Origin of the sequence: Enterococcus rivorum, assembly GCF_001742285.1 — a bacterium.
Lineage (GTDB): Bacteria > Bacillota > Bacilli > Lactobacillales > Enterococcaceae > Enterococcus_L > Enterococcus_L rivorum.
The window spans coordinates 1-25,607 of sequence record NZ_MIEK01000008.1; the positions used below are offsets into that span (position 1 = coordinate 1).

Sequence of the window (25,607 nt, forward strand, 5' to 3'; positions counted from 1 at the left end):
GATCCCTCTTGTTTTTTAAACGGAACATTCTCTTTTTTTAGAAATCAAAAAAGTGAGGCAACAATCAGATGTATTTCTGACTATTGTCCCACTCTCTTTTCTATTACGTTAAATGAACACCTTTATCTACATAAATGATATCTCCGACAACCCCTGTCGACAAGTCACTCATTAAAAAGGCTGCAACGTTTCCTATTTCAAAAATATCTACTGACCTACCATCCGGCGTACGTTCTTCCGATATTTTTAAGAGTTTATCATAATCTTTCACTCCTGTCACGGCCAATGTTTTAACCGCACCAGCCGAAATACCATTCACGCGAATCGATTGCTCTGCTAAGTCAACAGCTAGGTATCTGACTGCAGCCTCTAAAGAAGCTTTTGCTAATCCCATTACATTATAGTTTGGTACAGCTCTTTCTGACCCAATATAAGTCATAGTCGCAATACTGCTGTTCTTATTTAAATAAGGTAAAGCATATTTAACAACGGCTAATAAAGAAAAAACACTGATATCTTGAGCCATAGCGTATCCTTCTCTGCTACTCTCTGCAATCTTCCCTTCCAATTCTTCTTTATTCGCAAAAGCGATAGAATGAACCAATCCATCAAAATTGCCAACGTTACTATGAATTTCTGAAAAGGCAGCTTCGATATTTTCATCTTTACTAACATCACATTCAACTAATACATCATCTGCATCAACGATTTTCAGCAATTGATTTTTTACACGTTCATTTTGATAAGTAAAAACAACACGCGCTCCATTTTTCTTTAAAGCATCTGCACAACCCCAAGCAATACTTCGCTTATTAATAACTCCCATCACAACTATTGTTTTTCTTTCTAATAGATTCGCCATAAAAAAACATCCTTTCTAAATGAACAATTTACTTATAAAATTTCTTATTGATAAAAGACACTAATCTGGACTTCTTATTATTAAGTAGCCTCACCTTAAATTATCAACTATTTTACTTTGATAATCAAACTATTTTTTTCGATTTCTATCATTATTTATTTTCAGCAAAATAAAATAACTTGTACTCCTTTTAAAATTAATCTACTAACTTTGAAAATGCTTGTTTTAAATCGGCAATCAAATCTTTACTAGCCTCAATTCCTGTTGAAATTCTCAGCAAGTCTTCAGTTAAACCATAGGACTCTCTTAATTCTTTCGGTATATCGGCATGAGTTTGTGTTGTTGGATACGTAATTAAGCTCTCTACGCCACCTAGACTCTCAGCAAAAGTAAAAATTTTCAGTTCCTTTAAAAAAGTAACAATGGTAGCTGCTGATTCTATTTTAAAGCTAATCATTCCCCCTTTTCCAGGATAAAAAACTTCTTTCACTTGAGGTTCATTGTTCAAATAGTCAAAAATAGCCCTAGCATTGCTCTCATGACGCTCCATTCGTAGTCCTAAGGTCTTTAATCCTCTAATTAATAGCCAACTATCAAACGGAGAAAGAACTGCTCCAGTCGTATTCAAGTCATGAGCCAGTTTTTCTCCAATGGTAGGATCTTTTGTAATCACGGCTCCAGCTAAAAGATCATTATGACCTCCTAAATATTTAGTGGCACTATGAATAACAACATCTGCCCCTAAATCTAAGGGTCTTTGAATCAATGGCGTATAAAAAGTATTATCAACAATAACCTGAGCCTGAACTTTATGAGCTAAAGCAGCAATTTTTTCAATAGATACTTCTCTCATTAAGGGATTACTTGGTGTCTCCAAAAAGACCGCTGTTGTTCTTTCGTTCATTGCCCCTTCAAATTGATTTTCATCATCTACATAAATAAATTTATAAAGCCCCTTTTTCTCTAACTCTTTAAAATAGCGATAACTCCCACCATATAAATCTCTTGAAGCGACGATTTGACTCCCTATTGGAAATTGATTCAACACTAGCTGAATCGCACTCATACCAGAACTCGTTGCTAAACCCACTGCTCCATTTTCCAAAACAGCTAATGCATGTTCAACAACGTCCCTAGTAGGATTTTTTGTCCGAGTATAATCAAACCCAGTTGACTCCCCTAAAGTTGGGTGTTCGTAGGTTGTTGAAAAATACAAGGGCGTGTTAATTGCTCCTGTCGCCGGATTTTGATGATTGCCAATCTGTGCTAAAAATGTTTCAATAGCCATTTCTTCACCTTTTTCCATAGAACTCCTCCAGTTATTACTATTTTCTTCTTCTTCCTTACAGTACATTTTAATCTATTCTTTCTACAAACATTCTAGTATTAAAATAATAACAATAAATATTCTCAAAGTACAACAAGAAACCTACTTGACTTATCAAAAATTTGAACTAAAAAAATTTTTTTCAATCATTCTAACTTTGTTTCTTATAGCTTTTCATCAAACACAAAAGACCATAGAATTAGATCGTTTTGATGATCTATCCTACAGTCCTAGAATTGTAATGACATGTTTAAGAAAACATGAATTGAATACAATAAAGATAAATGGCAATTAACCCTAGAGAAAAAGCTACGTAAGGAATTTTTTTGAGTTTTTTTGCTACTTTGAAATAGATGCTCAAGTAAATGGTTAAACCCATACCTAAAAAAACTAGAACTTTTAAAATATCAATATCTGGCGACTGATACGCCTGTTCAAAAATAGATAGCTTAGTAGATAATAAATCTGTTACGAATAAAATGTTAAAATTGAACAAACTAGAACCGATAATTCCTGCAATCGCTATATTGGCATGCCCCATCTTACAAAGAGTATACGTTGTGACTAGTTCAGGCAATGATGTTGCAACAGCTAACATTAACGTACCTACTAAAGTCGCACCAATTTCAGGGTACGCAATGACTATTTGATCACTTATTCTAGTCATAACTAAACTAAAAATAATCATTAACACAATATATAAAAGACCCCTGAGAACAATTTGTTGAATAGTCAAATGCATTAGACCACTACTTTCAGCCTCTTCTTCTTGTATATCCTGACTTTTATATGAACGATAAATAACCAAAAAATACAAAATAAAAATCGTCGCACTTGCGATTGAAATATGGAAAAATGGAATAGGCAATGACCAAGGGAAATACAAACCTAACAATGCTATTACATTCAAAGTAATAATTACGTATAGCGTTCTTTGATTCTCATATGAGACATTATTAAACATTCTTTTCTTTAAAAAAATCAGATTGATAATCGTCAATATTAATAAATTAAACACATTACTCCCTAAGATGTTCCCAAATGACATTGTTGGCTGACCTAAAATAATTGCATAACTGGAAGTAAGTAATTCGGGAAGACTTGTGATTAATGAAAAAATAATCAATCCTACAAAACCTGTTGAAATGTTTGCTTTCTCATTAAAAGCAGATACATATTTAGTCACATTAATCGCTGTATATACGACAAAACTAGCCGCAATTACAAATAAAACAAATAACACGCTCTCACCTCCTTGCAAATTTCGAGTAATTTAGGAAACTCTAATCCTTTGTCATCACTAGTTTTCCATGGATTTCAGGAAATACTCCCCTCCACTTTTTAATCGCTTATCTTCCAATTCATCAAGCGAATCAGAAGGCAAGAAAAATAACTGGATGTTAAAAAATAGCAGAACTAGGAGGTACTTGAAAACGATAGTAGCATCCGAATTTTTCAGTGAATAGTTTGGAAATCTAGGAAGAAAACGCAGGTTATGTGATACATAAACGAGGCTTTCTGATGACGAGTTACATGCTGTTCACAAAAATAATCGTCGTAGTAGTTTTCAAACACATCCGAAATTGTAGTTGGTACCAATAACCGTGGATAGAATCCAATGTGAATTACTTGGGCTTGTGCCATCTGTTTAACCCCAAGTTTGAAGCTTGGAAGCTCTGAGACCTAATCTTTAGGCTCAGAACGGTTCCACGGCTTTTCACTGGCACCAACTGCTAGTAGTGAAGCGGATATAGTTTCCTGGTTCACTCATTTTGATAAACCATCGAAAAAAAACTTTTATTCATCTACTGGAAAATAGAAATTTTTCGACAGATTTTGAATAATTCCTTTATTTCATTGTACTCTATGCTCTAAAATAAAAGCAAAACATCCACTAATCAAAAAAATATGTAGAACAAAGCTCAATACGCTTCATTCCACATACCTTAAATCTCAATTAATACTAGCAAACATAATTTCACTCTCAACAATTCCTATCTATGCTTGCAGTATCTCTCTTATCGCTCAATCGTTTAAAATTCAACTATTTATTTCATAAATTGTTCTGGTGTAATTCCATCCATCCCAATCATTGGATCAATTTTTTGATTCTTTATCATTTCTATCGTTAATAGATGATTCATTTGTTCTTCAACTTCTTCAATTATTTCTTCTGTTTCTTGCTGAAAAAGTGAAAAAGTCTCTACTTTTGGTTCCTCATTTATTGGCTTTTCTGCTTCAACAGTTAAAGCTATCGGAGTCTTTTTGTCTTTTTCTATCCCATCACTCGGCAAAACAGGCTTTTCATCTAACGATTCAGCAAATGGTGACTCTTGTGCTATTCCATCTTCATAAGCCTCTAGCTTCATTCGAACCGTCAATGACATAGTACTTGATTCCGTAATTCGCTCTTTCAATCTAGTTAATCGACTGGCAGATTCATGGGCAACACATGTTTGAAACGCGTGAACTTCTCCTAAAAGAATTAAAATATCTTTACTCCTAGTCACAGCGGTATAAAGCAAGTTTCTTTGAAGCATGCGATGATATTGCTGTACCATTGGCAAAATAACCATTTTAAACTCACTACCTTGCGCTTTATGGATAGAACAGCAATAAGAAAGAGTAATTTTATTCCACTCATTTCTTTTGTAAGTAACCTCATTATTATCAAATTGAAGCACTAACTCGTCCACTTTATCCTCAGAATCTTTTGCCAAAATAATTCCTACAATTTCTCCCATATCGCCATTAAAAACATTCAACTCAGGTGAATTGACTAATTGAAGCACTTTGTCTCCAATACGATAAACGGATTCGTTCCATTTCACTTCTTTTTTATTGCCTGGATTAGGATTAAAAATTTCCTGCATCATTTTGTTTAAAGCATCAATTCCAGCCGCTCCACGATACATAGGTGCCAACAATTGAATATCCTGCGCAGAAAAACCTTTTTCTTTTGCCTTCGTGACAATTTGACGAACATAAGTTTCTATATGATAAACATCACTACTGAAAAAAGAGCGATCCTTCTGATTGGTAGTAAAATCCTTAGGCAATTTTCCTTGTTTGATCTCATGAGCTAAAGGAATAATACTAGAACCGCCTTCTTGACGATAGATTTCAGTCAATTCCTTTTGGGGGATTTCATTGATTTGTAGTAAATCATGTAAAATTTGACCTGGTCCCACAGATGGTAGCTGATCTTTATCTCCAACAAAAATAACTTGCATATTGGTAGGAATCGCTTTGAAAAGGGTATTTGCTAACCAAGTATCTACCATTGACATTTCATCTACAATTAATAAACCACCTTCTAACTCCTTAGCAGACATACTAGGATTCTTCTCTCTCCCAGATAATCCTAAAAGCCGATGGATGGTACTCGCTGGCAATCCGGTCGTTTCATTCATTCGTTTCGCTGCTCGACCAGTTGGTGCAGCTAACAGAATAGGAAACATCTCTTGGGAATAGTCCGTAATATCCAATGATAAACCATTCAGTTCAGCAAATAATGACACGATTCCGTTAATAACTGTTGTTTTCCCCGTTCCAGGTCCACCTGTCAAAATGAATAATGGTGATTTAATCGCTTCAATAATCGCCTCTTGTTGAGAATCTCCATATTGAATCTTCTGTTGCTTTTCAATCATTCGAATCGTTTTTTCGATTTCTTCTTGTTCATAGTGAATTTCCTTTTTCCTCGAAAGCAATCGCTGAATTGAATTCCCGATACCCCATTCAGAAAAATAAAGGCTATTCTCAAATAACTTCGTTTCCTCTTGTTGAATTTTTCCTTCTTCAACCAAATGAATAATTTCAGTTGCTACTTGATCCATCGATATTTCAACTGGTCGGCTATTTTCCAATGTACGAATCGTTTCCTGCAGCAAAACTTCTGCTTCTACATAGGTATTCCCAGAGCGAATCGAATGTTGAAAAATTTCATGGCAGATTGCTGCTCGAATTCGTTTTTCAGAATCCGCTTGAATTCCTAGCTGCTCCGCAATATTATCTGCTCGTTTAAACCCTACACCTTCGATATCTTCCACTAGCTGATAAGGATTTTCTTGAATAATTTCTAGGGTTTCTTCTTTATATGTTTGGTAAATTGTAAAAGAAAGCTGGCTACCAAACCCATAACGATTTAAGCCAACAATCACTTGTTCCATGCCATGATTTAAACGAATTGTCTCAACAATTGTCTGACGTTTTTTTTCATTTAGTGTAGGAACTTCTTCCAGTGTACTTGGATCATTGATAATCCGATCAATCGCATCTTCTCCTAAAATTTCAACAATCTTTTCCGCTGTTCTTTTCCCAATTCCCGGAAATTTTTCACTTGATAAATAATTCACTACACCACTAGCAGAGGTTGGACGCTCCTGCTGATAATTATCTACTTGAAATTGTTTCCCATATCGCGGATGATCAATAAAATGACCAAAAAAACGATACAGTTCTTCTTCTTGAATCTGTCCAAAACTACCTGTAACAACAATCTCTTTTTCAAGATAATCAGTATTGGTGTCCTTTACTTGAACAAGTAAAACCTTATAAAAGTTACTTGGATTTTGGAAAAAAATTGCTTGAACCTGTCCAACAATATACTGCTTTTCTTCTCCTATTGTTGTTAGCATCTTTCTGTCACCTCTTTTATCAACACGCTTCGTTTTCATTTACTAGTGAACAAAAAACGCTCTAATTCTCTTGCTTTTCAGCACCCTCAACACTCTCTCGCAAAAAAGAATCATCATTCCATACCTTCAGCTCAAATGGAGTAGATTTTTCGAATTCTGTCACTTTCAAAATAGATAAACTATTATTTTTTAATCCGCCCATACTTCTTAACTCCCCTAGCTCTTTCCCTGTCAAGGCTTGAATTCCTGCTGTTAGCGACGCTCCGTGGCCAACAAATAAATAAGGGCCTTCTCCCTCTGAAAGAGCACCTTCTACTACTGTAGTAATTCGATCAATCGCTTGCTGAATCGGTTCTCCTCCAAAGCTTTTAGGGTTGTATAAGTCTAGACGATAGCGCATGTGGTCTAATTCTTTACTATAAAATTCTCTCATTTCTTCAATTGATTGCCCTTCAAGCTTGCCTAAGCCCAGCTCTTTTAGCAAATCGGTATAAACAATTTCAACTGGCGACTGCAATTCGGCTCTAATTCCTTCTGCCGTTTTGCGGGCACGTAATGATGTACTTGAAAAAATCTTCTCAAAAGGGACTTCCCGTAACTCTTGGCCTAATAATTTAATTTCTTCATAACTAGTAGGAAGTAATGGTGAGTCTCCGCTCATTCCTTGAAATCGTAGTTCCTGGTTCCATTCTGTCTTCCCGTGACGGGTAAAATATAGTTCCATTTGATTTCTCCTTATGTTTATTCTTTCTTTTGTATAATCTTATTCAGTGTATCATTTTCACAAAAAAAATTCTATGAAAGAAATAGCATAAAACAGGTCACATTTTTCTGATTCTTCCAACTTATGCAGGAATTTTCTGACAATTCACAGCTTTTTCGAAAAGTATCACACTTTCTTCAAACTTTTTTATGTTTCCCTTAATCTTAGTAGGTTATAGTTAATCCAAGTTAAAAAACATTACTTATTTTACTTCGTGGATGAACGTGGTGTTACAACTCACTAGTGACAATGGCGTATTCAATCGTCATTACAGAGACTATGTTTATTCTCTTACTACCGAGGTGTAGGTTCGAATCCTACCTTCCACGCTTGTACTTTACTTAAAACAAGACAAAGAAAATAAGGACGCTAAACAAGAAGGGTCCTTTTTCTTTCAGTATTAGGATGTGTCTGAAAACTACTGCGACGAATATTTTCGTGAATCAGAGATCACTCATTGTCATAAAGCCTTGCTTATGCACCACATAAGCTACGTTTTCTTCCTAGACTTCAACACCATTCTCTGAAAAAATCGGATAGCATTATAGTTTCAAACAAATCCTAGTCTATTTTATCTCCATCGTAGTGATGAGATCGTTCTAAGTTTGGGAAATCTTGTTGTCTTAACGCTTCGTATATGACCAATGCAGCTGTATTAGAGAGGTTCAATGAGCGAACATGTTCATCGTTCATCGGAATACGCAAACATTTCTCTGCGTTTTCTCTCATAAATTCTTCTGGCAAGCCAGTTGTTTCTTTCCCGAACATAAAATAATGGTCTTGATGATTATCATAATTTACTTCACTGTATACTTTATTCGCAAATTTAGTAATTAAGTGTAATTCTTGATTGCCCAAATACTCTAAAAAACTAGGTAAATCTTTATGATACGTAATATCTACATCATGCCAGTAATCTAGTCCGGCACGTTTTAGCTGTTTATCATCCGTGGAAAATCCTAAAGGTTCAATCAAATGCAACGGCGAATTAGTCGCTGCACAAGTTCTTGCAATATTTCCAGTATTTGCTGGGATTTGAGGCTCAAATAAAACAATATGATTTGTCATTATCTAACTTCCTTTCAATTCTTTATAATGATAGTATTTTTAAGTAGCAGTTAGACAAGTAAGATGCTACTTCACATCAACAAGTCACTTATTAGTGTACTAAATCAACCACTTTTTTGTGAAAAAATGATAGAAAAAAAACGTATCGTCTCGGTGTCTAGCACTGCGAGTCGTTACGTTAGTGAAGCTCTTCTCACTAACTTTTATCAGAACAGGAACCTGATAAAAACCAATGAAAAAACAACTTGTATGTAATATAACACCAATATCAGAGCTTTGCAAGGGTTTTTCTCAAATTGGTAAAAATGAAAGCGTTATCTTCTGTTCCCTTTTAACATTCGTACATCAATTGTGATAGAAGTCAACGGATTTGCTTGAATTTCAGCTTTTACCTTTCTATCAACTTGCCACTCAAGAGGTGACATTTCCAACAGATCCAAACGACGAGCTTCAGGAATCTCAAAAGTATAAGTTACTCGCTCATTATGAGTCATTTCCATTTCTTGTGCAAATTTTGCCACAACTTTTTCATTAGAATATTCTTGTTTTTCTGGATTATTCGGGTAAAAGGCTTCACGCAACTCCCTTAAATAATGAACTTCGGGAACAATTTTTACCACAGCCCCCTCTGGTTTTAAGACACGATTGAATTCATTATAATGAGAAGGAGAAAATATATTTAAAACTGAATCAATAGAAGCATCAGAGAAAGGTAAATTGGTTAAATCTGCAATACACCAAAACGCATCGATTGGCTGACTACTAGCTAAATATATTCCTTCTTTGGAGATGTCAAAACCTATCTTTGGTCCGACTGCTCCTCTTTTGCTTAACTCAGATAAAAAACTACCTTCTCCACAGCCAACATCAAGAGTTGTTCCTTCAAGATTAATAACCGTTGCTAGTTTATCTAGAACTGGTTGATACATGCCGCTTTCAATCATTAATCCTCTGTGAAACAACATTTTTTTATCATATTCCGTTTGAATACTATGAGTTAAAAAGTACAAGGTTCCTTTTTTGGACAAATCAAACTGATGATTTTGACTACACACAAGACTAAAATTTTCTAATTTGAATGGCTGATGACAAAAAGGACAGGCAAGTATCTCCAGATGATTCTCTAAAAAAGCTTTAGCTGAATCAATTTTTTTAATCATTTTTGAACTCCTTTACAACTGCTAATTTGCGTAACACTTTTCTTAATCTATCCAATCTTACAATGAGATTGAGGCTTTGGCAATAAAAAGATATATGGTACAATGCCATTGGATATCATTTTTAACCAATAAAAATGACATCTTATAAGTTGAATGAATAAGGAGCAAAAATATGATAAAAGAATTTTGTGCTGAAAATTTTACAGATATTCCTACCGCTACTCGCAATGGCGCTAATAGAATTGAATTGTGTGATAATCTAGCTGTCGGTGGAACAACTCCTAGTACAGGTGTGATTGAAGAAGTCGTGGCTTATGCGGGTGAAAAATCAATTCCAGTAATGACAATGATTCGTCCACGAGGTGGAGATTTTGTTTACAACGATATTGAACTAAAAATTATGCACACAGATTTAATTGAAGCAAAAAAACTGGGAACTGATGGTGTTGTTTTTGGCTGTCTAACTTCTGAAAACTGGTTAGATGAAGAAGCGCTAGAATTATTAATAGAAACTGCCGAAGGACTGCAAATAACTTTCCATATGGCTTTCGATCAGTTAAACCAAGAAAATCAATTTAAAGCGATTGACTGGCTAGCTGAACATGGGGTTCATCGAATTTTAACTCATGGCGGCGTATCAAAAACACCTATTACAGAAAATTTTGCTCACCTAAAAGAATTAATTCGTTATGCAGATAACCGGCTGATCATTCTTCCTGGTGGTGGCATTTCTAATGAAAATATTCAACAAGTCATTGAAGAATTAGATGTTTCGGAAGTACACGGAACAAAAATTGTAGCCATATAAAATTAAGCTGTTTTCAATTTGTCTACTAGAAAACTTTTATAAACTCAAATAGAGACCAAATTGAAGTGAAAATTTTCTTCAATTTGGTCTCTATTTGAATAGGCAGATTTTTTTGTACTCTCTCCTTTGCTTTTTCTACCTTTTGTCCCTACAATTAAAGATAGGTAAGAAGTATAAAAAAGTGAATTTATTTTTACCTGTATTTTTTCTGAAAAGGAGTTTTTAATCATGAAGAAAAAGAGTACCTCAATCTCAATGATTGGATTTGTTTCCATAACCATTGCAATGGTTATGGATGTTTACGAATACCCTATTTTTGCTACATCAGGCTTACAGCTAGTTTTTTTCCTGATTGTTGGTGGACTACTTTGGTTTATTCCTACTGCCCTCTGTTCTGCCGAAATGGCAACCATAGATGGCTGGGAAGAAGGTGGGATTTTCACTTGGGTCAAGAATACATTAGGCGAACGTTTTGGCTTCGCAGCAGTGTTCTTCCAGTGGTTTCAAGTAACCATAGGCTTTATTACGATGCTATATTTTATTTTAAGCGCTATTTCTTATGTCTTTCATTTTCCACAGCTAAATAGCAATCCTTGGCTTAAATTTATTGGTATTGTGATTATTTATTGGATACTAACATTCTCTCAATTTGGAGGAACAAAAAATACCGAAAAGTTCGGTAAAATTGGTTTTTTTGTTGGTATTTTAATTCCAGCTATTATTTTATTTTGCCTATTTATTTTGTACATTTTGAAAGGAAATCCTCTTCAGTTTCATTTGTCGAAAGCGTCATTTTTTCCAGATTTTACTAAACCAAACACTTTAGTCGTATTTATTTCTTTTATTCTCTCTTATATGGGAATTGAAGCCTCTGCTTCCTACGTTAATGAACTAGAAAATCCTAAAAAAGAATATCCAATTGCTATGCTTATTGTTGTTTTAGCTGCAATTTTGTTGAATACAATTGGCGGCTTATCTGTTGCTGCTGTTATTCCAGCCTCTAAGATATCTTTAAGTGGCGGGATTTTACAAGCGTTGGAATCTTTATTCGCGACTATTAGCCCTAACTTAAACATCTTAGTAAATTCGGTCGCCTTAATGATTGCCATTGGGGTTATCGGAGAAGTCAGTGGTTGGATTGTTGGGCCAGCTAGAGGGTTGTATGCTGCCGCTCAACAAGGATTATTACCTCCTATTTTTAGAAAAGTGAATAAGCATGATGTGCCTGTTTATTTAGTTTTAGTTCAAGGTGTCGTTGTCACTTTTTGGGCAGCGCTCTTAACATTTGGCGGGGGTGGAAATAATCTGTCTTTCCTCATTGCCATTGCTTTAACGGTTGTTGTCTATTTAATGGCGTACCTACTTTTTTATATTGGCTATTTTGTTCTAATTTTTAAGCATCAAGATTTGCCTAGAGGTTACCATGTTTTTGGAGGAACCATTGGAAAAACAATTATTGCTAGTTTAGGTTTATTCACTTCGATTGCTTCATTAATTATTTCATTTGTGCCACCAGCATCTGTCACAGCTGGGGAAACCTCTATTTATTTAATAATTTTAATCGTCAGTGCTCTTTTATCTTTGGCTCTGCCTTTTATTATTTATCATTTTAATGACAAAAGTATTCACAAAACGATCAAAGCACCGAAGCACATGTCTTCAGATGAAACAAATAAATTTATTGATTTGGCTTTCCGTGGTGAACATCACATTGACCCAGACAAAGATGACTATTTATAAAACAGCTAAAATAGGGTAGCATTCTAACTTTTTCATGAATGTTACCTTTTTTCATATAGAAAAAACTGCCTAGAGAATATACATACGCATCATCCTCTAAACAGTTCTTAGATTCAATTTTCAAATAAAATACTGCATGAACAGACCAGCAATATTAAAATAGATTAGTACACTGGTTAAATCACTAAGAGTCGTTATAAAAGGCCCACTGGCAACAGCCGGATCAAAGCCCAACCGATCCATTAACATCGGAATCAAGCTTCCAGCCAGATTCGCAACTGTTATTGCACAAAACATCGCCATCCCAATCACAAAGCCCAAAGGTAAATTTTGTTTCCAAATTCCAACAACAATCAAAATTGTGATTCCTGTAATAGCTCCTGTTACTAAACCAGTCAAGACTTCACTAACGATTAAACGAATAAAATTATTATCCTTCTCATCGGCAAAAGCCAAACGCCTTACTGCTACAGCCAGAGATTGGGTTCCTGCATTTCCAGCAGTTCCAGTGATCAATGAGATAAAAACAGCTAAGATACTTGCTTCACTTACCAAAGCCTCATAATGGCTGATTAAGGATGCGGTAGACATTCCTAAGAATAATAATGTAATTAGCCACGGAAGACGCTTAGACGCAGCTTTAAACGGGTTTTCGCTGACTGCTTCTACGTTAACCCCTGCTAAACCAGAATAATCGCTGGCCGCTTCATCATCGATAACGTCAATAATATCATCTACCGTTACAATTCCCAATAAATGATCATCATAGTCTGTTACAGGAACAGCTAGAAAGTCATAATCACGAATCATTTTTGCTACATCTTCTTGATCATCCCCAACATGAACAGAAATTACACGTTCACTTAGAACTTCTGAAATCATTGTATCATCTTCATTAATAATTAAATCCCGTAAAGAAATTACACCAACTAAATGATTCTCTTGATCAACAACATACACATAATAAATAGTTTCTGCAACATCCGCTTGATTTTTCAACACATACATTGCTGAACGAACCGTTTGATTTGCAACGATTGATACATATTCGGTTGTCATAATAGAACCAGCAGTATCATCTTCATAATGCAATAGCTCTTTGATTTCTGCAGCAGATTCTTTGCTCATTAGACTTAAGTATTTGGCTTTTTGGCTCTTTTCTAACATGTTTAATAAGTCTACAGCATTATCCGTATACATTTCTGCCAACATTTCTGCTGCATAACTTGGACGCATCTCTGCTAAGTAATCCTTCATATTTTCATTATCTTCTTCAATCACATCGAACATATCAGCAAGTTCTTTGGGTGAAAGATAACTATAGATTTCTTTGCGTTCAATTTCATCAAGGGATTGATAGAGTTGTCCCTGTTCATAAATATGCAAAGCAAAAAAAGATTCACGAAATTCATTCATCTGCTTGTTTTTTAAAGTTTCTACCAACAATGAGAAATGCTCGTCCATCTCCTGACCTTCATTCAATCCAATCCCCCCTTTTAATTAATGTATTTACAACCTTTTGCATGTCAGTAGCCAAAGAAGAAACAAAAACTACCTCTTGCTTTGTAAAAGGATGAATAAAAGATAGGCTATTACAATGGAGCGCCTGCCTTGTTACCCCAGCATCCATCGTACCACCGTACATATCGTCTCCGATCAAAGGACAACCAATCGCTTCAAAATGCACTCTAATCTGATGGGTTCGTCCAGTATGAAGCTGAATGCGAACTTTTGCAATTTTATCATCGGACTCCTCTAACCAGTATTCTGTTTCCGCATGTTGACCTGATTCAGTCGTTTTTCTTTTCAATAAAGAAGTATAATCTCTACCAATTGGCAAAGTAATTCGTCCGTGCTGTGCTAAAGAAGTAATCTTTCCGCAAACAAGAGCTTGATAAATTTTTGTTACTCGTTTATTCCTTAACTCTTGATCAATCATCGCATGTGCGAAACCATGCTTAGCAAATAGCATGAGTCCCGATGTATCTCGATCAAGTCTAGTAACCACATGAATCACTTGGTCGTTATATCCTTGCTTTTTATAATATCCCTTTACACGATTGGCCATCGTTCCATTAGGATGATATTGTGCAGGAATAGAGGCTACTCCAGAAGGCTTATTAATAACTAAATAGTGGTCATCTTCAAAAATAATTTCAATTGGTGTGTCATCAACTAATAAGGTTTCATGTTCTTTTTCATCTGGAATCGTAATTTTCACTTGATCCCCAAAACTTAATTCGTACAAAACATTTTGGATTATTTCGTTGACTTCTATTTTACCACCTTGAAATTTTATTTTTGCCAAAAGACCTTTAGAAATCCCCTGCTCCTTTAAAAAATATTTAATTTGCTGCTTGGTTTCTTTCTCATATTTCCACTTAAATTCCATCTACTTTTTAATCCTCACTAATAAAGGCATCTTTCACTCGGTGCCAAAACTGCATATGTTTGTAGGATGCAAAATGTATCCGTTCTTCTGCAATCCGATATTGAATAGATTCTATGTTGTCCGGCCGTATATCTAACTGATCTATCGTAATTGAATAGTCACTACTTTCTTGTAATTCTATCGTCACCCATTCCGTATGAGCAATCACTATCGGCGAACCTAACGTTCTAAAAACCCGATTATTTAGTGAAGCAATTTCCGTTAACTGAAAAGCATTGATACTTGGATGTAGCACTGCTCCCCCAATACTCTTGTTATAGGCGGTAGAACCCGTTGGCGTTGAAACAGACAAGCCATCTCCACGAAAACTTTCAAATAATTCATTTTTGATATAAACATCCGCAACCATCGTGCGAGTCCCTCTTTTTATTGTAGACTCATTTAATGCTAGAAAATGTTTATCAGGTGTGTCATCCCAAAAGCAAATTTTAACATCTAATAATGGATAGCTGATACTTTTTTCTTGCTCCAGCATCAAGCTTTCGACCAGTTCCTCTAGCTCATAATCTCGCCAATCCGTATAAAAACCAAGATGTCCTGTATGAACACCTAAAAAACTGACTTCATTTAATCGATGACTAAATCGGTGAAAAGCAGAAAGTAATGTACCGTCTCCACCAACAGATATAATCAATTCAGGTTGATTTTCATCAATCAAAATATTATTTTTCTTTAATAACACACGTAATTTTTTCGTAACTTCCTTAGATTTTTCTTCATTATTATGAACAATCGCTATTTTCATGGGATTCCTTCCTTTTACTCATCAATCGGCTTTTTTTCTTCCTGTTCATGCAAAAAATAATTCCTTTTAGACCTTCCTCGTCCATGTGAAAAGAGATGCTGAGCCTCTTGAATTTCTTCTCGAATTAAGGACATTTCTTCATCTAATTGATAAGCTGCTTCTGCTGCACGCTCTAATCTATCCTTCATTTCTTCAGGAAATTCTCCCTGATACTTATAGTTCAGAGAATGCTCAATCGTAGCCCAAAAATTCATTGCTAAGGTTCTAATTTGAACCTCTGCAAGAATCTTTTTTTCGCCAGTAATTAGTTGAACTGGATATTCGATAACCAGATGATACGAGCGGTAACCACTCGCTTTTTTATTTGTGATATAGTCTCGCTCTTGAATAATTTGTAAATCTTTACGATTTCTAATAATGTTAACTACTTGATGAATGTCTTCGACAAACTGACACATAATTCTCAACCCAGCAATATCTTGCATCTCTTCTTCTAATCGATCTATCGGAATATTTCTCAATGTAGCTTTTGTTAAAATACTATCAACCGGCTTTACTCTGCCAGTAACAAATTCAATTGGCGTGTGCTTATTCTGCTCTCGAAATTGCTTACGAATTCCTCGTAATTTAACTTTCATCTCTCCCACAGCTTGCTCATATGGTGCTAAAAAAAGTTCCCACTCTTTTTCCATATTTATCCCTCAATTTCTTTGAATATTATCCACTGCCTATTTTACCATACAGCCACCCAAAATAGGATGATTTAAGTAATTGTAAATGTTTTTACAATTTTCTAATAACTATTCTCTTCAAAATTCACTTTTCTTGACGTAATCATACAATGTATGTGAAAATTGAGTTGAAACTAAGAAAGAGAGTCCTTGCTATGAGTGAAAATTTGGAAATAGAATTTAAGTCTTTATTAACTGAAAAAGAGTTTTCACACTTGTTAAATCATTTTGAAATAACAGAAGAAGATTGTTTTACTCAAACAAACTATTACTTTGATTCGAAGGACTTACTACTAAAACAAAATCAAATGGGCTTAAGAATCCGAATTCTTCCTTTTTCAGCAGAACTGACTTTAAAGATACCTGCTAATGAAGGTTTACTTGAAATCAGTGAATCTCTGCCACCAAACATAGCTATAGATTTAATTGAATTGAATCAATTACCCGATCATGGCATTGTGTATGATAAATTGATTAGTTTAGGTTTTTCTGTAAGTGACCTAACTACTATCGGCTCGCTAAAAACAAAACGAGCTGAAAAAAAGATTCCTGAAGGACTACTAGCTTTAGATGAAAGTTGGTTTGGAAATCAACATGATTTTGAAATTGAACTGGAAGTGTCTAATGCTATAGAAGGAAAAAAAGCATTTATCTCTTTATTAAAAAAGTTGACTATCAAAGAAAAAGTTGCTCCAAATAAAATTCAACGAATGATGATTGCCTCTTCTAATAAGTTCTAATGAAATTATTAAGACAAAATCAAATCATTTTATTTTCTTTGGCTTTTTTGATAAATTAGAAACGTTGCTTAAGAGAAAACATTTTTATGAATGATTGGAAATTGGAGGAAATATGGATGATTGAAATTTATTTGTTCGTTAATCCTTTGGGTGGCGTCTGTCTTGATATCGAAAAGGATATTTTACATCTAGTTGAAACTGAGAATAAAAAAATACAGTTTCGCTTTATTCCTCTACTGAATATGAGAACAATTAATCATCTTTTGTCTTTGTTTAATGTTCCATCTAATGATATTCAGAAGCGAAATGAACTTTTCGAAACAATTTATTCTGCTGCCTTAGATTACAAAGCTGCTCAACTACAAGGCAAGAAAAAAGGACGTCAATTACTAATAGGATTACAAAATGCCGTGGCAAAAAATAAAATACCCTATTCTCCTGAATTGTCTGAACGCTTATTTGTTGAAGCGGGAGGCGATTTAGAAATGTATCGTATTGATCGACAATCTGATTTTGTTAAAGAATCTTTCCAAACAGATCAACAAATTGCTGGTGAAATGGGCATTGAAAAACATCCTTCCGCTGTCGTTTATAATTATGCCTGCGAGCGTGATTACGGCGTTCTAGTTGAAGACTGTGATTCTATGGAAGAAATAAAACAGCTATGCGAAACAACGGATGAAATGTTGCAAAATTTCCACAATAACTTGGAACTTAAACATAAAAGTGAACAAATTGTTCCCAGAGCGCATCTTCATTTATTGTAACCTTATACCTGTTATGTATCTATATCTATACAAAAAGATGTATGCTTTCTCTACAACAGAGGGCATACATCTTTTTTGACTTTTATTTTTCTAGCGCTTCAATCAATACTTCAAATTCATTTAATCGAGTTTCAAAAACACTCATTGCATCATCTAGGTAGTATGATTGCGTCATATCTACACCAGCTTTTTTCATTACTTCAATCGGATAATCACTACTACCTGATTTTAAATACATTAAATAGTTCTCTAAAGCTTGAGGTTCTTCTGTCAAAATTTTCTTTGATAAAGCAGAAGCTGCTGAAAAACCTGTAGCATATTGAAAAACATAATAATTGTAATAAAAATGAGGAATTCTTGTCCATTCTGTTGTAATCTCTTCATCTTTGATTACTTCTGGTCCATAATATTTTGCATTTAGCTGACTATAATTCTCACAAAGATAGTCACTCGTCAGTGGCGTTCCTTTCGCATCCTCAACATGAATAAAATGTTCAAATTCAGCAAATTGAGTTTGTCTGAAAACTGTTCCTTTGAATCCATCTAAATAGTGATTTAAAATATACGCTCTAACATTTGGATTTGTTTCTGTTTTCAACAAATATTCTGTCAAAATATTTTCATTTGTCGTCGAAGCAATTTCTGCCAAAAAGATAGAATAATCACCATAAACATAAGGTTGATTTTTTCTAGTAAAATAACTATGAATACTATGACCCATCTCATGTACAAGTGTGTATAATTGATCTAAACTATCATGCCAATTCAATAGAATATATGGAGCGGTATCATAAGCGCCCGAAGAGTATGCTCCACTTCGTTTCCCTTGATTCTCTACTACGTCAATCCAACGATTATCAAAAGCTTGCTTAACTGCTGACAAATATTCTTCTCCCAATGGTTCCAAAACTTTGAGGGTCATTTCTTTAGCTTCTTGATAACTATATCGAATAGATATCTCACCTAGGACAGGTGTATACATATCATACATATGAAGATCCTCTAAATTCAACAACCGTTTTCTCAAAGCAATATATCTATGAAGCAAAGGTAAATGCTTGTTTACTACAGTAATCAAATTGTCATATACACTTTCAGGAATATGATTATTATTTAATGATGCCGCTCTAGCTGAAGGAAACTGGCGAATTTTAGCTTTAAAATTATGAGCTTTCACATGTGAGCTTAGTGTAGAGGCAAAAGTATTTCTGAATTGATTATATACTTTATAAAGACCTTCAAATGCATGTTTACGAACATCTCGTTCCACACTTTCCATTAATTGTCCATATACTCCATGAGTTAGTTGAATTTTTTCACCAGTTTCATTTTCAATGATAGGAAACTCTAAATCAGCATTATTTAAAACTGAAAAGGTATTGCTAGATGCTTCAAAAATTTCTCCTGCACCAGCCAACAACGCCTCTTGATCCGAAGATAGAATATGAGGGCGGTCAGTCAAAATATTTTCTATAAAGTGACGATATACTTCTAGTTCTTTATTTTCTTCAAAGAAATGCCAAATTTTTTCATCACTTAACGTTAAAACTTCTGGTTCAAACCATGATATTGCTTCACTAACTTTAGAAAATAGCATACTCGCTCTTCCATATAACGCTTGAAAAGTAGCATTTGTCGTGTCTTGATCATTCTTCAAATGGGAATATACGTAAATTGATTCAATTTTCCGATACATTGCTAAGTAATAATCAATTCCTTCTTGAAATTCTTTCGCTCCTTGCCCAAGTGTTCCTTTAAAACTCTCTGCTTTTTCTATCTCATTTGTTAGTCTCTCACACGCGTTATCAAAAGCAAGATCATCTTTAAAGATTTTAGCTAAATCCCAAGTTAGCTCTACTGACAACTCTGAACGCTTTGGTAATTGTTTTGTTTCAGTCATACACTCACTCCTTCATAATTTTCATACAAATTTATAGTATCATATTTTCAATTGGAGTAGCACTAATTAGATACTTATTCCCTAATTGGCTATGCCAATTTCCAAAAGAAATTGTTTGATCAGAAATTATGTTATGATTATAGTACCATTTATTCTCTATCTTTTTTATTAGCTGACAAACTTTTAACCAATGAAAAAGTTCTCTTACACACTGTTGAATTAGTATTTTTTTTGAAACATTTGGGAAAATTATCAAATAAATATCTGCTTTTTCTAATTCATTCACTGCCAATATAAATAGAGCTTCACTACAAATCCCTTCTTTCCCATAAAACTGTACCAATTCAAAAAATTTCTGTTTTACGAAAATATCTGATTGTTTACAACAAAAGAGGCGAATTCCTGGATAATAAAACCAATAAGGGAGATGCAATAAATGAAAACCTTTGTTATATAAAGTCGCCTGTACTTCTAAAATACATCGATCTTTTGTAACTAATTTCTTATTCAAATCTTGATAATAGGCCTGTACCAATTCTCTAGTATTATGCTTTCTTTGGTGGAAAAACAGCCTTTTTTCAGGGAAAGAAAATATCTGTAGTAAAGATTCACTACTGAAGCACCACTTTTTGGTAACAGAATGTAGCTGCCTATTCCATTGTTCTTCTAAATGGAACTGAATAGCCAATTCTTTCTCTCTCCAATCAATTGACCAAAGATAAAAACCACTATTTTCAGAAAAATAACATAAACTTCTAGCGACTTCCTTTATTTTGTTTTTTGGTGCTAGTTTTTCTCCGCAAATCCAAATTGGATAATAACCTGCCTCTAGATAATTCCTAGTCCTTTGAAGTAACCTGTCTTTGCTTATAGAACTACATTGAACTTCCAATGCCAGCTTTCCAATTAATATGTCTGGTCTTTGATTCAATTCTGGTAAATATGCTTCTATTTCATAATCCAAGCCATCCCTTTCACACCAACTAGCTAACGCTTGCTTCAAAAAAAGATGCTCTTCTGTCTCTCCTTCTGAGAAAGAGTCACAAGTTTTTTTACTAATATGAGCAAAATGAGCTATCTTTCTTTGACCATTTTTCAATCGAACTTGCTCTCCACATGAAACACAATACAGCTTAGAACCACGAATTTTTTCAATAAGCTCTTCACTTTCTGACATCAGAGATACTAATTGGTTGTTTTCGTCACATGCAATCAACATATTCTATTCCCTCCTACTTTATAATATACGCAAATAACCTATTTTTCTTTTTACAGACGACAAAAAAGTTGGAAGAAAACTAAAATAGTTTTTTCCCAACTTAAAAAGCTAACAAATTAACAGTCACTTTTCTATCATCTGGTAAGAAAATTCTGCTTAAAAATAGTAACGGGTAAGCTCCATTGCATTTCGTTCCATGATTAATGTGCCGTATTCTGTTAATGTTTCGGGTGTTGTTGTAGATACTTTAGAAAACTCTAATAATTGAGCAATCTCATTCTCAACTTCACTTTTTCCTAGTTCTTCTAACATAAAAATAACTTGAAGGTAATAAGTATTTTTTAGTTTATATAAATTAGTCATAACAGATGGCAAGAAAACTTCATTTGACAACTGAATCATTGCTTCAAAATCGGCTAGTTCAATCACTATATTTTTAGTTGCATCATTTGATACATCCTGACCTTCATCAACAAAGTCTGCTTCTATCTGTTTGCGAATCATGTCGCTTACATCATCAGAATTCATAGTATTCATTCCATCAAAAGAAGACATATCATCAACTGTTGCATTTTTACTGATAAACAATTCTAGACCATCACTTTTTGGCAACACTTGAAACGTGACAGCTTCACTACCTTGGAATTCGTCTTCCACATCTACTTCTTCTAAAATACTATAGAAAAAATTCTCTACTTCTTTATGGTTACCAAGTAAATCCAAAAAAGTAATTCCTCTGTCTGCTAAATCCTCATTACCAATTAGTACTCGGATTGTATTCTCGTTAATATGTTCCATTTCCATGTCAATGCACCTCGCTTTCGCTTCAATCATGAAACTGTTTCTTACGTTCATTGTAGCTGAATCCCACCAAATGTAAAGAAAAAAGTAACAATACTTCAAAAACAATTATAGACTTATCAAAATTTAAAGTAATTGATAAAAGCTTCTCATGCCTTTTTCAGACAAGCAATACCTATCACTTTAAGATTTAAGTGATTTTTGTTTCAAATTTTCCCTTAATCAAAAAAGAAAACCTTTATCTAATTTATAGACAAAGGTCCCTTTAAAATTTTTATAAACCTGCCATCAACTGTGCTTGGCGTAACTCTAATTGACGAACATCTCTTGGTAAGAAACGTCGAATTTCATCTTCGTTAAATCCTACCTGTAATCTTTTAGCATCAATCATAATTGGCCGACGTAACAATCCTGGATTCTCTTTCACTAATTCAAGCAAGTCCTGTAATGGAAGCTCATCAAGATCCATATTCAATTTCTGGAATACCTTCGAACGAGTAGAAATAATTTCTTCTGTTCCATCTTCAGTCATTCTCAAAATCGCCTTCAATTCTGAAATATTTAATGGTTCTGAGAAAATATTTCTTTCCTTGAATGAAATCTCATGCTCTTGTAACCAAGCTCTTGCTTTGCGACATGACGTACAACTAGGGGAAGTAAAAAGTGTCAACAAAGTGCATCACTCCTTTTGTGATTTTTATCACATTTTTAAAATAGGAGATAACAATATATCCCTATTTACTAACAGTATACCTAATTTCCATCCAAATTACCAGTAGTTTTGTAAATATTATTGTTCTACTAGCCGTTATTTAAAGACTTTCATTTATTAATAAAAAATTATTCATCACTTCTGAAAGGGATTACGCAACCGCTTTCTAATTATCAACAAAATTAGTACAGTCTTAATTTTTTAAGAAAACTGTACTAATTTCACATTTTATTTTTTTTATTTTTTCTCCAACTACTCATCAATTTAATGTATAATAGTGACAGTGAATCTTATTAATTGATTAGGGTGGTTATTTTATGGAAACTATTTTCTCCGGGATTCAACCTAGTGGAACCCCAACTATAGGAAATTATATTGGTGCAATAAAACAATTTATCAACTTACAAAATGACTACAAGTGTTATTTTTGTGTTGTTGACGAACATGCAATTACAGTTCCTCAAGCTCCTTTGGAACTACGACAACAGACTTTAAGTTTAGCTGCTCTGTACCTAGCAGTCGGACTTAATCCTAAAAAAGCAACAATCTTTATCCAGTCTGAAGTTTCAGCACATGCCGAAGCAGCTTGGATAATTCAATGTAATACAACAATTGGTGAATTAGAGCGAATGACTCAATTCAAAGATAAATCGCAAAAGAATGGACGAACAGGGGTTAGTGCTGGCCTACTAACCTATCCACCATTAATGGTAGGAGATATCGTTTTATATAATGCGAACTTAGTTCCTGTTGGTGATGATCAAAAGCAACATTTGGAATTAACAAGAGACTTTGTTGAGCGTTTTAATAAACGATACAGTCAACCTAACCAAGAAATCTTAACGATGCCAGAAGTAAAAATTGCCGAACATGGTAGTCGAGTGATGAGCTTACAAGAACCGACTAAAAAAATGAGTAAATCTGACCCTAATAAAAAAGCATTTATTTCTATGTTAGATGAACCAGATATTATTCGCAAAAAAATTAAATCTGCAGTCACTGATTCTACTGGTATCATTGAATACGATCCGGAAAATAAACCTGGTATCTCTAACTTACTAAGTATTTTCTCTGCTGTTACTGATTTTACAATTGATGATTTGGTTCTTAAATATAATGGTCAGGGCTATGGCGTATTTAAAGCAGATTTAGCTGAAGCAATTGTTGATTTACTTTTACCTATCCAAACTCGTTACAATGAGTTACTTCACTCAGATGAGTTAGATGTCATTCTTGATGAAGGAGCACAAGTTGCTCGTTTAGTTGCTAACAAAACGTTACAACGGATGAAAAATGGTATTGGTTTAGGTAGAAAACCACGTAAAAGAAAATAAAAAATGAAAAGTTAGTAACAGAAGTACCACTATTTAAGATAATTAGTCTTGAATAGTGGTACTTCTTTTTTGTACTAAGTTTTTGGTCTTTGTTCATTTTAATTTCTAAATTGAGCAGCATATAAATCTCGATAATGTCCACCTTTTAGTAATAGTTCTTCATGGGAACCTTGTTCAATAATCCCATTTTCACTAACCACAATAATTCTTGTCGCATGTTTAATGGTGGCTAGACGGTGCGCAATAATCAATGTTGTTCTACCAGCGGCTAAAGAATTTAGTGATTCTTGGATAACTTGCTCTGTCTCTGTATCTAAAGCTGAAGTTGCTTCATCTAAAATTAAAATTGGAGGATTTTTTAAAAACATTCTGGCGATAGCTACTCGCTGCTTTTGACCACCAGACAATTTCACCCCTCTTTCACCAATAATTGTGTCTAATCCTTCACTCATCTGTGCAACAACTTGTTCTAAATGTGCTAACTTGACAGCTTTCTGGATCTCGGCCTCAGTCGCTTCTAAATTACCATAAGAGATATTCTCTCGAATCGTTCCTGGAAAAAGAAAAACATCTTGTTGGACAATCCCAATCTGATTTCTCAAAGAAGCCAACGTCATATCTTGAATGTTTATTCCATCAACAGTAATTTCTCCTTCTGTTACTTCGTAAAATCGTGGTAACAAATTACAAAGTGTTGTTTTACCAGAACCACTTTTCCCAACAAATGCGATGGTTTCTCCCGGGAGAATTTCAAGATTGATGTGATTTAACACTTTTGTCGAATCAGCATACGAAAAAGAAACTTCGTGATAGTTGATCTCTCCCTTCAACTGTTGAACCGTAATAGCATTGGGTTTGTCTACTATTGTTGGCTTTTTATCCATTTCTTCTATAAAACGTTTAAACCCTGCAATTCCCTTCGGATAACTTTCAATCATAGTATTTACTTTTTCAATGGGTCGTACGAAAACATTTGATAATAAAATAAATGCTACGAACTGTCCTTCTGAGATCGCGCCTTGGATAGTATAATAAGCTCCAAAAATAAGTGCAAATAAGTTGATTAAACGAATCAATAGATAATTATAAGAAGAACTAATTCCCATTACTTTATAAAAAACAATTTTTGATTGACGATACAACTGATTCAACTGATTAAATCTTTTTCTCTCAAAATGTTCATTGGCAAAAGATTGCGTCACACGAATCCCACTAACTGAAGCTTCAATTCCAGCGTTAAATTCACCTAGGCTATCATAAATTTTAGTGTTCACTCTTGTCATCTTTTTATTAAAAAAGACTAGTGCAATCGTAATAAAAGGCAATAAAATAAAGGTTGCTAAAGCTAATTGAACGTGAATTCTTAACATTAATATAAAAGAACCGATTAACGTCATAACTGTAATAAAAACATCTTCTGGTCCATGATGAGCAACTTCTGAAATTTCAAATAAATCAGACGTTAAACGACTCATTAGTTTTCCAGTTTTTTGATTGTCATAATATTCAAAAGGCTGTGTTTGTAAATGTTCATACAATTCTTGTCGCATATCACTTTCGATATTTACTCCTAATTTATGACCAAAGTAAACAACAATAAATTGCAAACCTGTATTAATTAAATAAAAAAGAAATAGCCCCAAACACGCTAACCCGATTAATCGGAACTCTCCTCTAGGCATAATTTTGTCAATTACTTGATTCACAACAACAGGAAATGCTAATTCTAATAATCCTGCAATAATAGCACAACCAAAATCCAATAAAAATAAACGTCTATACGGACGGTAATAACTAAAAAATCTTTTTAACATAATGACCTCCTTGAAACTTTTTAC

At 34.1% G+C, this 25,607-nt stretch carries 21 protein-coding genes; 5 read left to right on the top strand and 16 right to left on the bottom strand.

All coding sequences use genetic code 11. From position 1 onward, the window contains the following. Positions 1 to 103: 103 nt before the first annotated feature. The 7 genes from fabI to BCR26_RS03760 form a co-directional block, all read right to left on the bottom strand. Positions 104 to 862 carry an enoyl-ACP reductase FabI gene (gene fabI, locus BCR26_RS03730; RefSeq protein WP_069697633.1) on the bottom strand — a complete coding sequence of 253 codons (759 nt, stop codon included), beginning with the start codon at positions 860 to 862 and terminating at the stop codon, positions 104 to 106. Positions 863 to 1,058: 196 nt separating this feature from the next. Further along, a complete protein-coding gene (locus tag BCR26_RS03735) occupies positions 1,059 to 2,168 on the bottom strand; it encodes a PLP-dependent transferase (RefSeq protein WP_069697634.1) in 1,110 nt (369 codons plus the stop codon). A 271-nt stretch (positions 2,169 to 2,439) separates the two neighbouring features. After that, on the bottom strand, positions 2,440 to 3,432 hold the full coding sequence (locus tag BCR26_RS03740; RefSeq protein WP_069697635.1) for a sodium:calcium antiporter: 993 nt from the start codon (positions 3,430 to 3,432) through the stop codon (positions 2,440 to 2,442). Positions 3,433 to 4,237: 805 nt separating this feature from the next. After that, complete coding sequence (gene recD2, locus BCR26_RS03745) at positions 4,238 to 6,829, bottom strand: SF1B family DNA helicase RecD2 (protein WP_069697636.1); 2,592 nt, start codon at positions 6,827 to 6,829, stop codon at positions 4,238 to 4,240. Positions 6,830 to 6,890: 61 nt separating this feature from the next. Then, positions 6,891 to 7,553 carry a histidine phosphatase family protein gene (locus BCR26_RS03750; protein ID WP_069697637.1) on the bottom strand — a complete coding sequence of 221 codons (663 nt, stop codon included), beginning with the start codon at positions 7,551 to 7,553 and terminating at the stop codon, positions 6,891 to 6,893. Between the two features lie 600 nt (positions 7,554 to 8,153). Beyond that, positions 8,154 to 8,660, bottom strand: coding sequence for a tRNA (uridine(34)/cytosine(34)/5-carboxymethylaminomethyluridine(34)-2'-O)-methyltransferase TrmL (trmL, locus tag BCR26_RS03755; protein WP_069697638.1), 507 nt, complete (start codon positions 8,658 to 8,660; stop codon positions 8,154 to 8,156). Positions 8,661 to 8,974: 314 nt separating this feature from the next. After that, positions 8,975 to 9,820: a methyltransferase domain-containing protein gene (locus BCR26_RS03760; protein WP_069697639.1), complete on the bottom strand. Its 846-nt coding sequence runs from the start codon at positions 9,818 to 9,820 to the stop codon at positions 8,975 to 8,977. Between the two features lie 172 nt (positions 9,821 to 9,992). Between BCR26_RS03760 and BCR26_RS03765 the strand changes: the two genes are divergently transcribed. Next, positions 9,993 to 10,628, top strand: coding sequence for a copper homeostasis protein CutC (locus BCR26_RS03765; RefSeq protein WP_069697640.1), 636 nt, complete (start codon positions 9,993 to 9,995; stop codon positions 10,626 to 10,628). 228 nt (positions 10,629 to 10,856) lie between these two features. Beyond that, positions 10,857 to 12,368 carry a glutamate/gamma-aminobutyrate antiporter gene (gene gadC, locus BCR26_RS03775; protein ID WP_069697642.1) on the top strand — a complete coding sequence of 504 codons (1,512 nt, stop codon included), beginning with the start codon at positions 10,857 to 10,859 and terminating at the stop codon, positions 12,366 to 12,368. A gap of 120 nt (positions 12,369 to 12,488) precedes the next feature. Here the strand turns inward: gadC and mgtE are convergent, their stop codons facing one another. From mgtE to yjbM, 4 genes are read right to left on the bottom strand one after another with little or no spacing between them, the layout of a single operon-like run. Then, a complete protein-coding gene (gene mgtE, locus BCR26_RS03780; RefSeq protein WP_069697643.1) occupies positions 12,489 to 13,850 on the bottom strand; it encodes a magnesium transporter in 1,362 nt (453 codons plus the stop codon). After that, positions 13,843 to 14,760: an RluA family pseudouridine synthase gene (locus tag BCR26_RS03785; RefSeq protein ID WP_069697644.1), complete on the bottom strand. Its 918-nt coding sequence runs from the start codon at positions 14,758 to 14,760 to the stop codon at positions 13,843 to 13,845. Before BCR26_RS03785 ends, mgtE begins: the two co-directional genes overlap by 8 nt. A gap of 7 nt (positions 14,761 to 14,767) precedes the next feature. Continuing rightward, complete coding sequence (locus tag BCR26_RS03790) at positions 14,768 to 15,565, bottom strand: NAD kinase (protein ID WP_069697645.1); 798 nt, start codon at positions 15,563 to 15,565, stop codon at positions 14,768 to 14,770. Between the two features lie 14 nt (positions 15,566 to 15,579). Then, positions 15,580 to 16,257: a GTP diphosphokinase gene (gene yjbM, locus BCR26_RS03795; RefSeq protein WP_069697646.1), complete on the bottom strand. Its 678-nt coding sequence runs from the start codon at positions 16,255 to 16,257 to the stop codon at positions 15,580 to 15,582. A 194-nt stretch (positions 16,258 to 16,451) separates the two neighbouring features. Here yjbM and BCR26_RS03800 point away from each other — a divergent pair, with 194 nt between their 5' ends. Further along, positions 16,452 to 17,036: a CYTH domain-containing protein gene (locus BCR26_RS03800; protein ID WP_069697647.1), complete on the top strand. Its 585-nt coding sequence runs from the start codon at positions 16,452 to 16,454 to the stop codon at positions 17,034 to 17,036. Between the two features lie 116 nt (positions 17,037 to 17,152). Further along, on the top strand, positions 17,153 to 17,803 hold the full coding sequence (locus BCR26_RS03805) for a DsbA family protein (protein WP_069697648.1): 651 nt from the start codon (positions 17,153 to 17,155) through the stop codon (positions 17,801 to 17,803). Positions 17,804 to 17,885: 82 nt separating this feature from the next. Here BCR26_RS03805 and pepF read toward each other — a convergent pair whose 3' ends face one another. The 4 genes from pepF to spxA form a co-directional block, all read right to left on the bottom strand. Further along, positions 17,886 to 19,703 carry an oligoendopeptidase F gene (gene pepF, locus BCR26_RS03810; RefSeq protein ID WP_069697649.1) on the bottom strand — a complete coding sequence of 606 codons (1,818 nt, stop codon included), beginning with the start codon at positions 19,701 to 19,703 and terminating at the stop codon, positions 17,886 to 17,888. 31 nt (positions 19,704 to 19,734) lie between these two features. Then, a complete protein-coding gene (locus tag BCR26_RS03815) occupies positions 19,735 to 20,922 on the bottom strand; it encodes a competence protein CoiA (RefSeq protein WP_069697650.1) in 1,188 nt (395 codons plus the stop codon). Positions 20,923 to 21,078: 156 nt separating this feature from the next. After that, positions 21,079 to 21,726 (bottom strand): adaptor protein MecA, encoded by a 648-nt coding sequence (locus tag BCR26_RS03820; RefSeq protein WP_069697651.1) that lies wholly within the window; start codon positions 21,724 to 21,726, stop codon positions 21,079 to 21,081. Positions 21,727 to 21,997: 271 nt separating this feature from the next. Then, positions 21,998 to 22,396, bottom strand: coding sequence for a transcriptional regulator SpxA (spxA, locus tag BCR26_RS03825; protein WP_069697652.1), 399 nt, complete (start codon positions 22,394 to 22,396; stop codon positions 21,998 to 22,000). Positions 22,397 to 22,752: 356 nt separating this feature from the next. Here spxA and trpS point away from each other — a divergent pair, with 356 nt between their 5' ends. Then, positions 22,753 to 23,769: a tryptophan--tRNA ligase gene (gene trpS / locus BCR26_RS03830; protein WP_069697653.1), complete on the top strand. Its 1,017-nt coding sequence runs from the start codon at positions 22,753 to 22,755 to the stop codon at positions 23,767 to 23,769. Positions 23,770 to 23,867: 98 nt separating this feature from the next. On the opposite strand, the gene BCR26_RS03835 is transcribed toward trpS, so the two are convergent. Continuing rightward, the gene (locus BCR26_RS03835; protein ID WP_069697654.1) at positions 23,868 to 25,583 is read right to left on the bottom strand and encodes an ABC transporter ATP-binding protein; all 1,716 of its coding nucleotides are present in this window, start codon (positions 25,581 to 25,583) and stop codon (positions 23,868 to 23,870) included. Between the last annotated feature and the right edge of the window lie 24 nt (positions 25,584 to 25,607).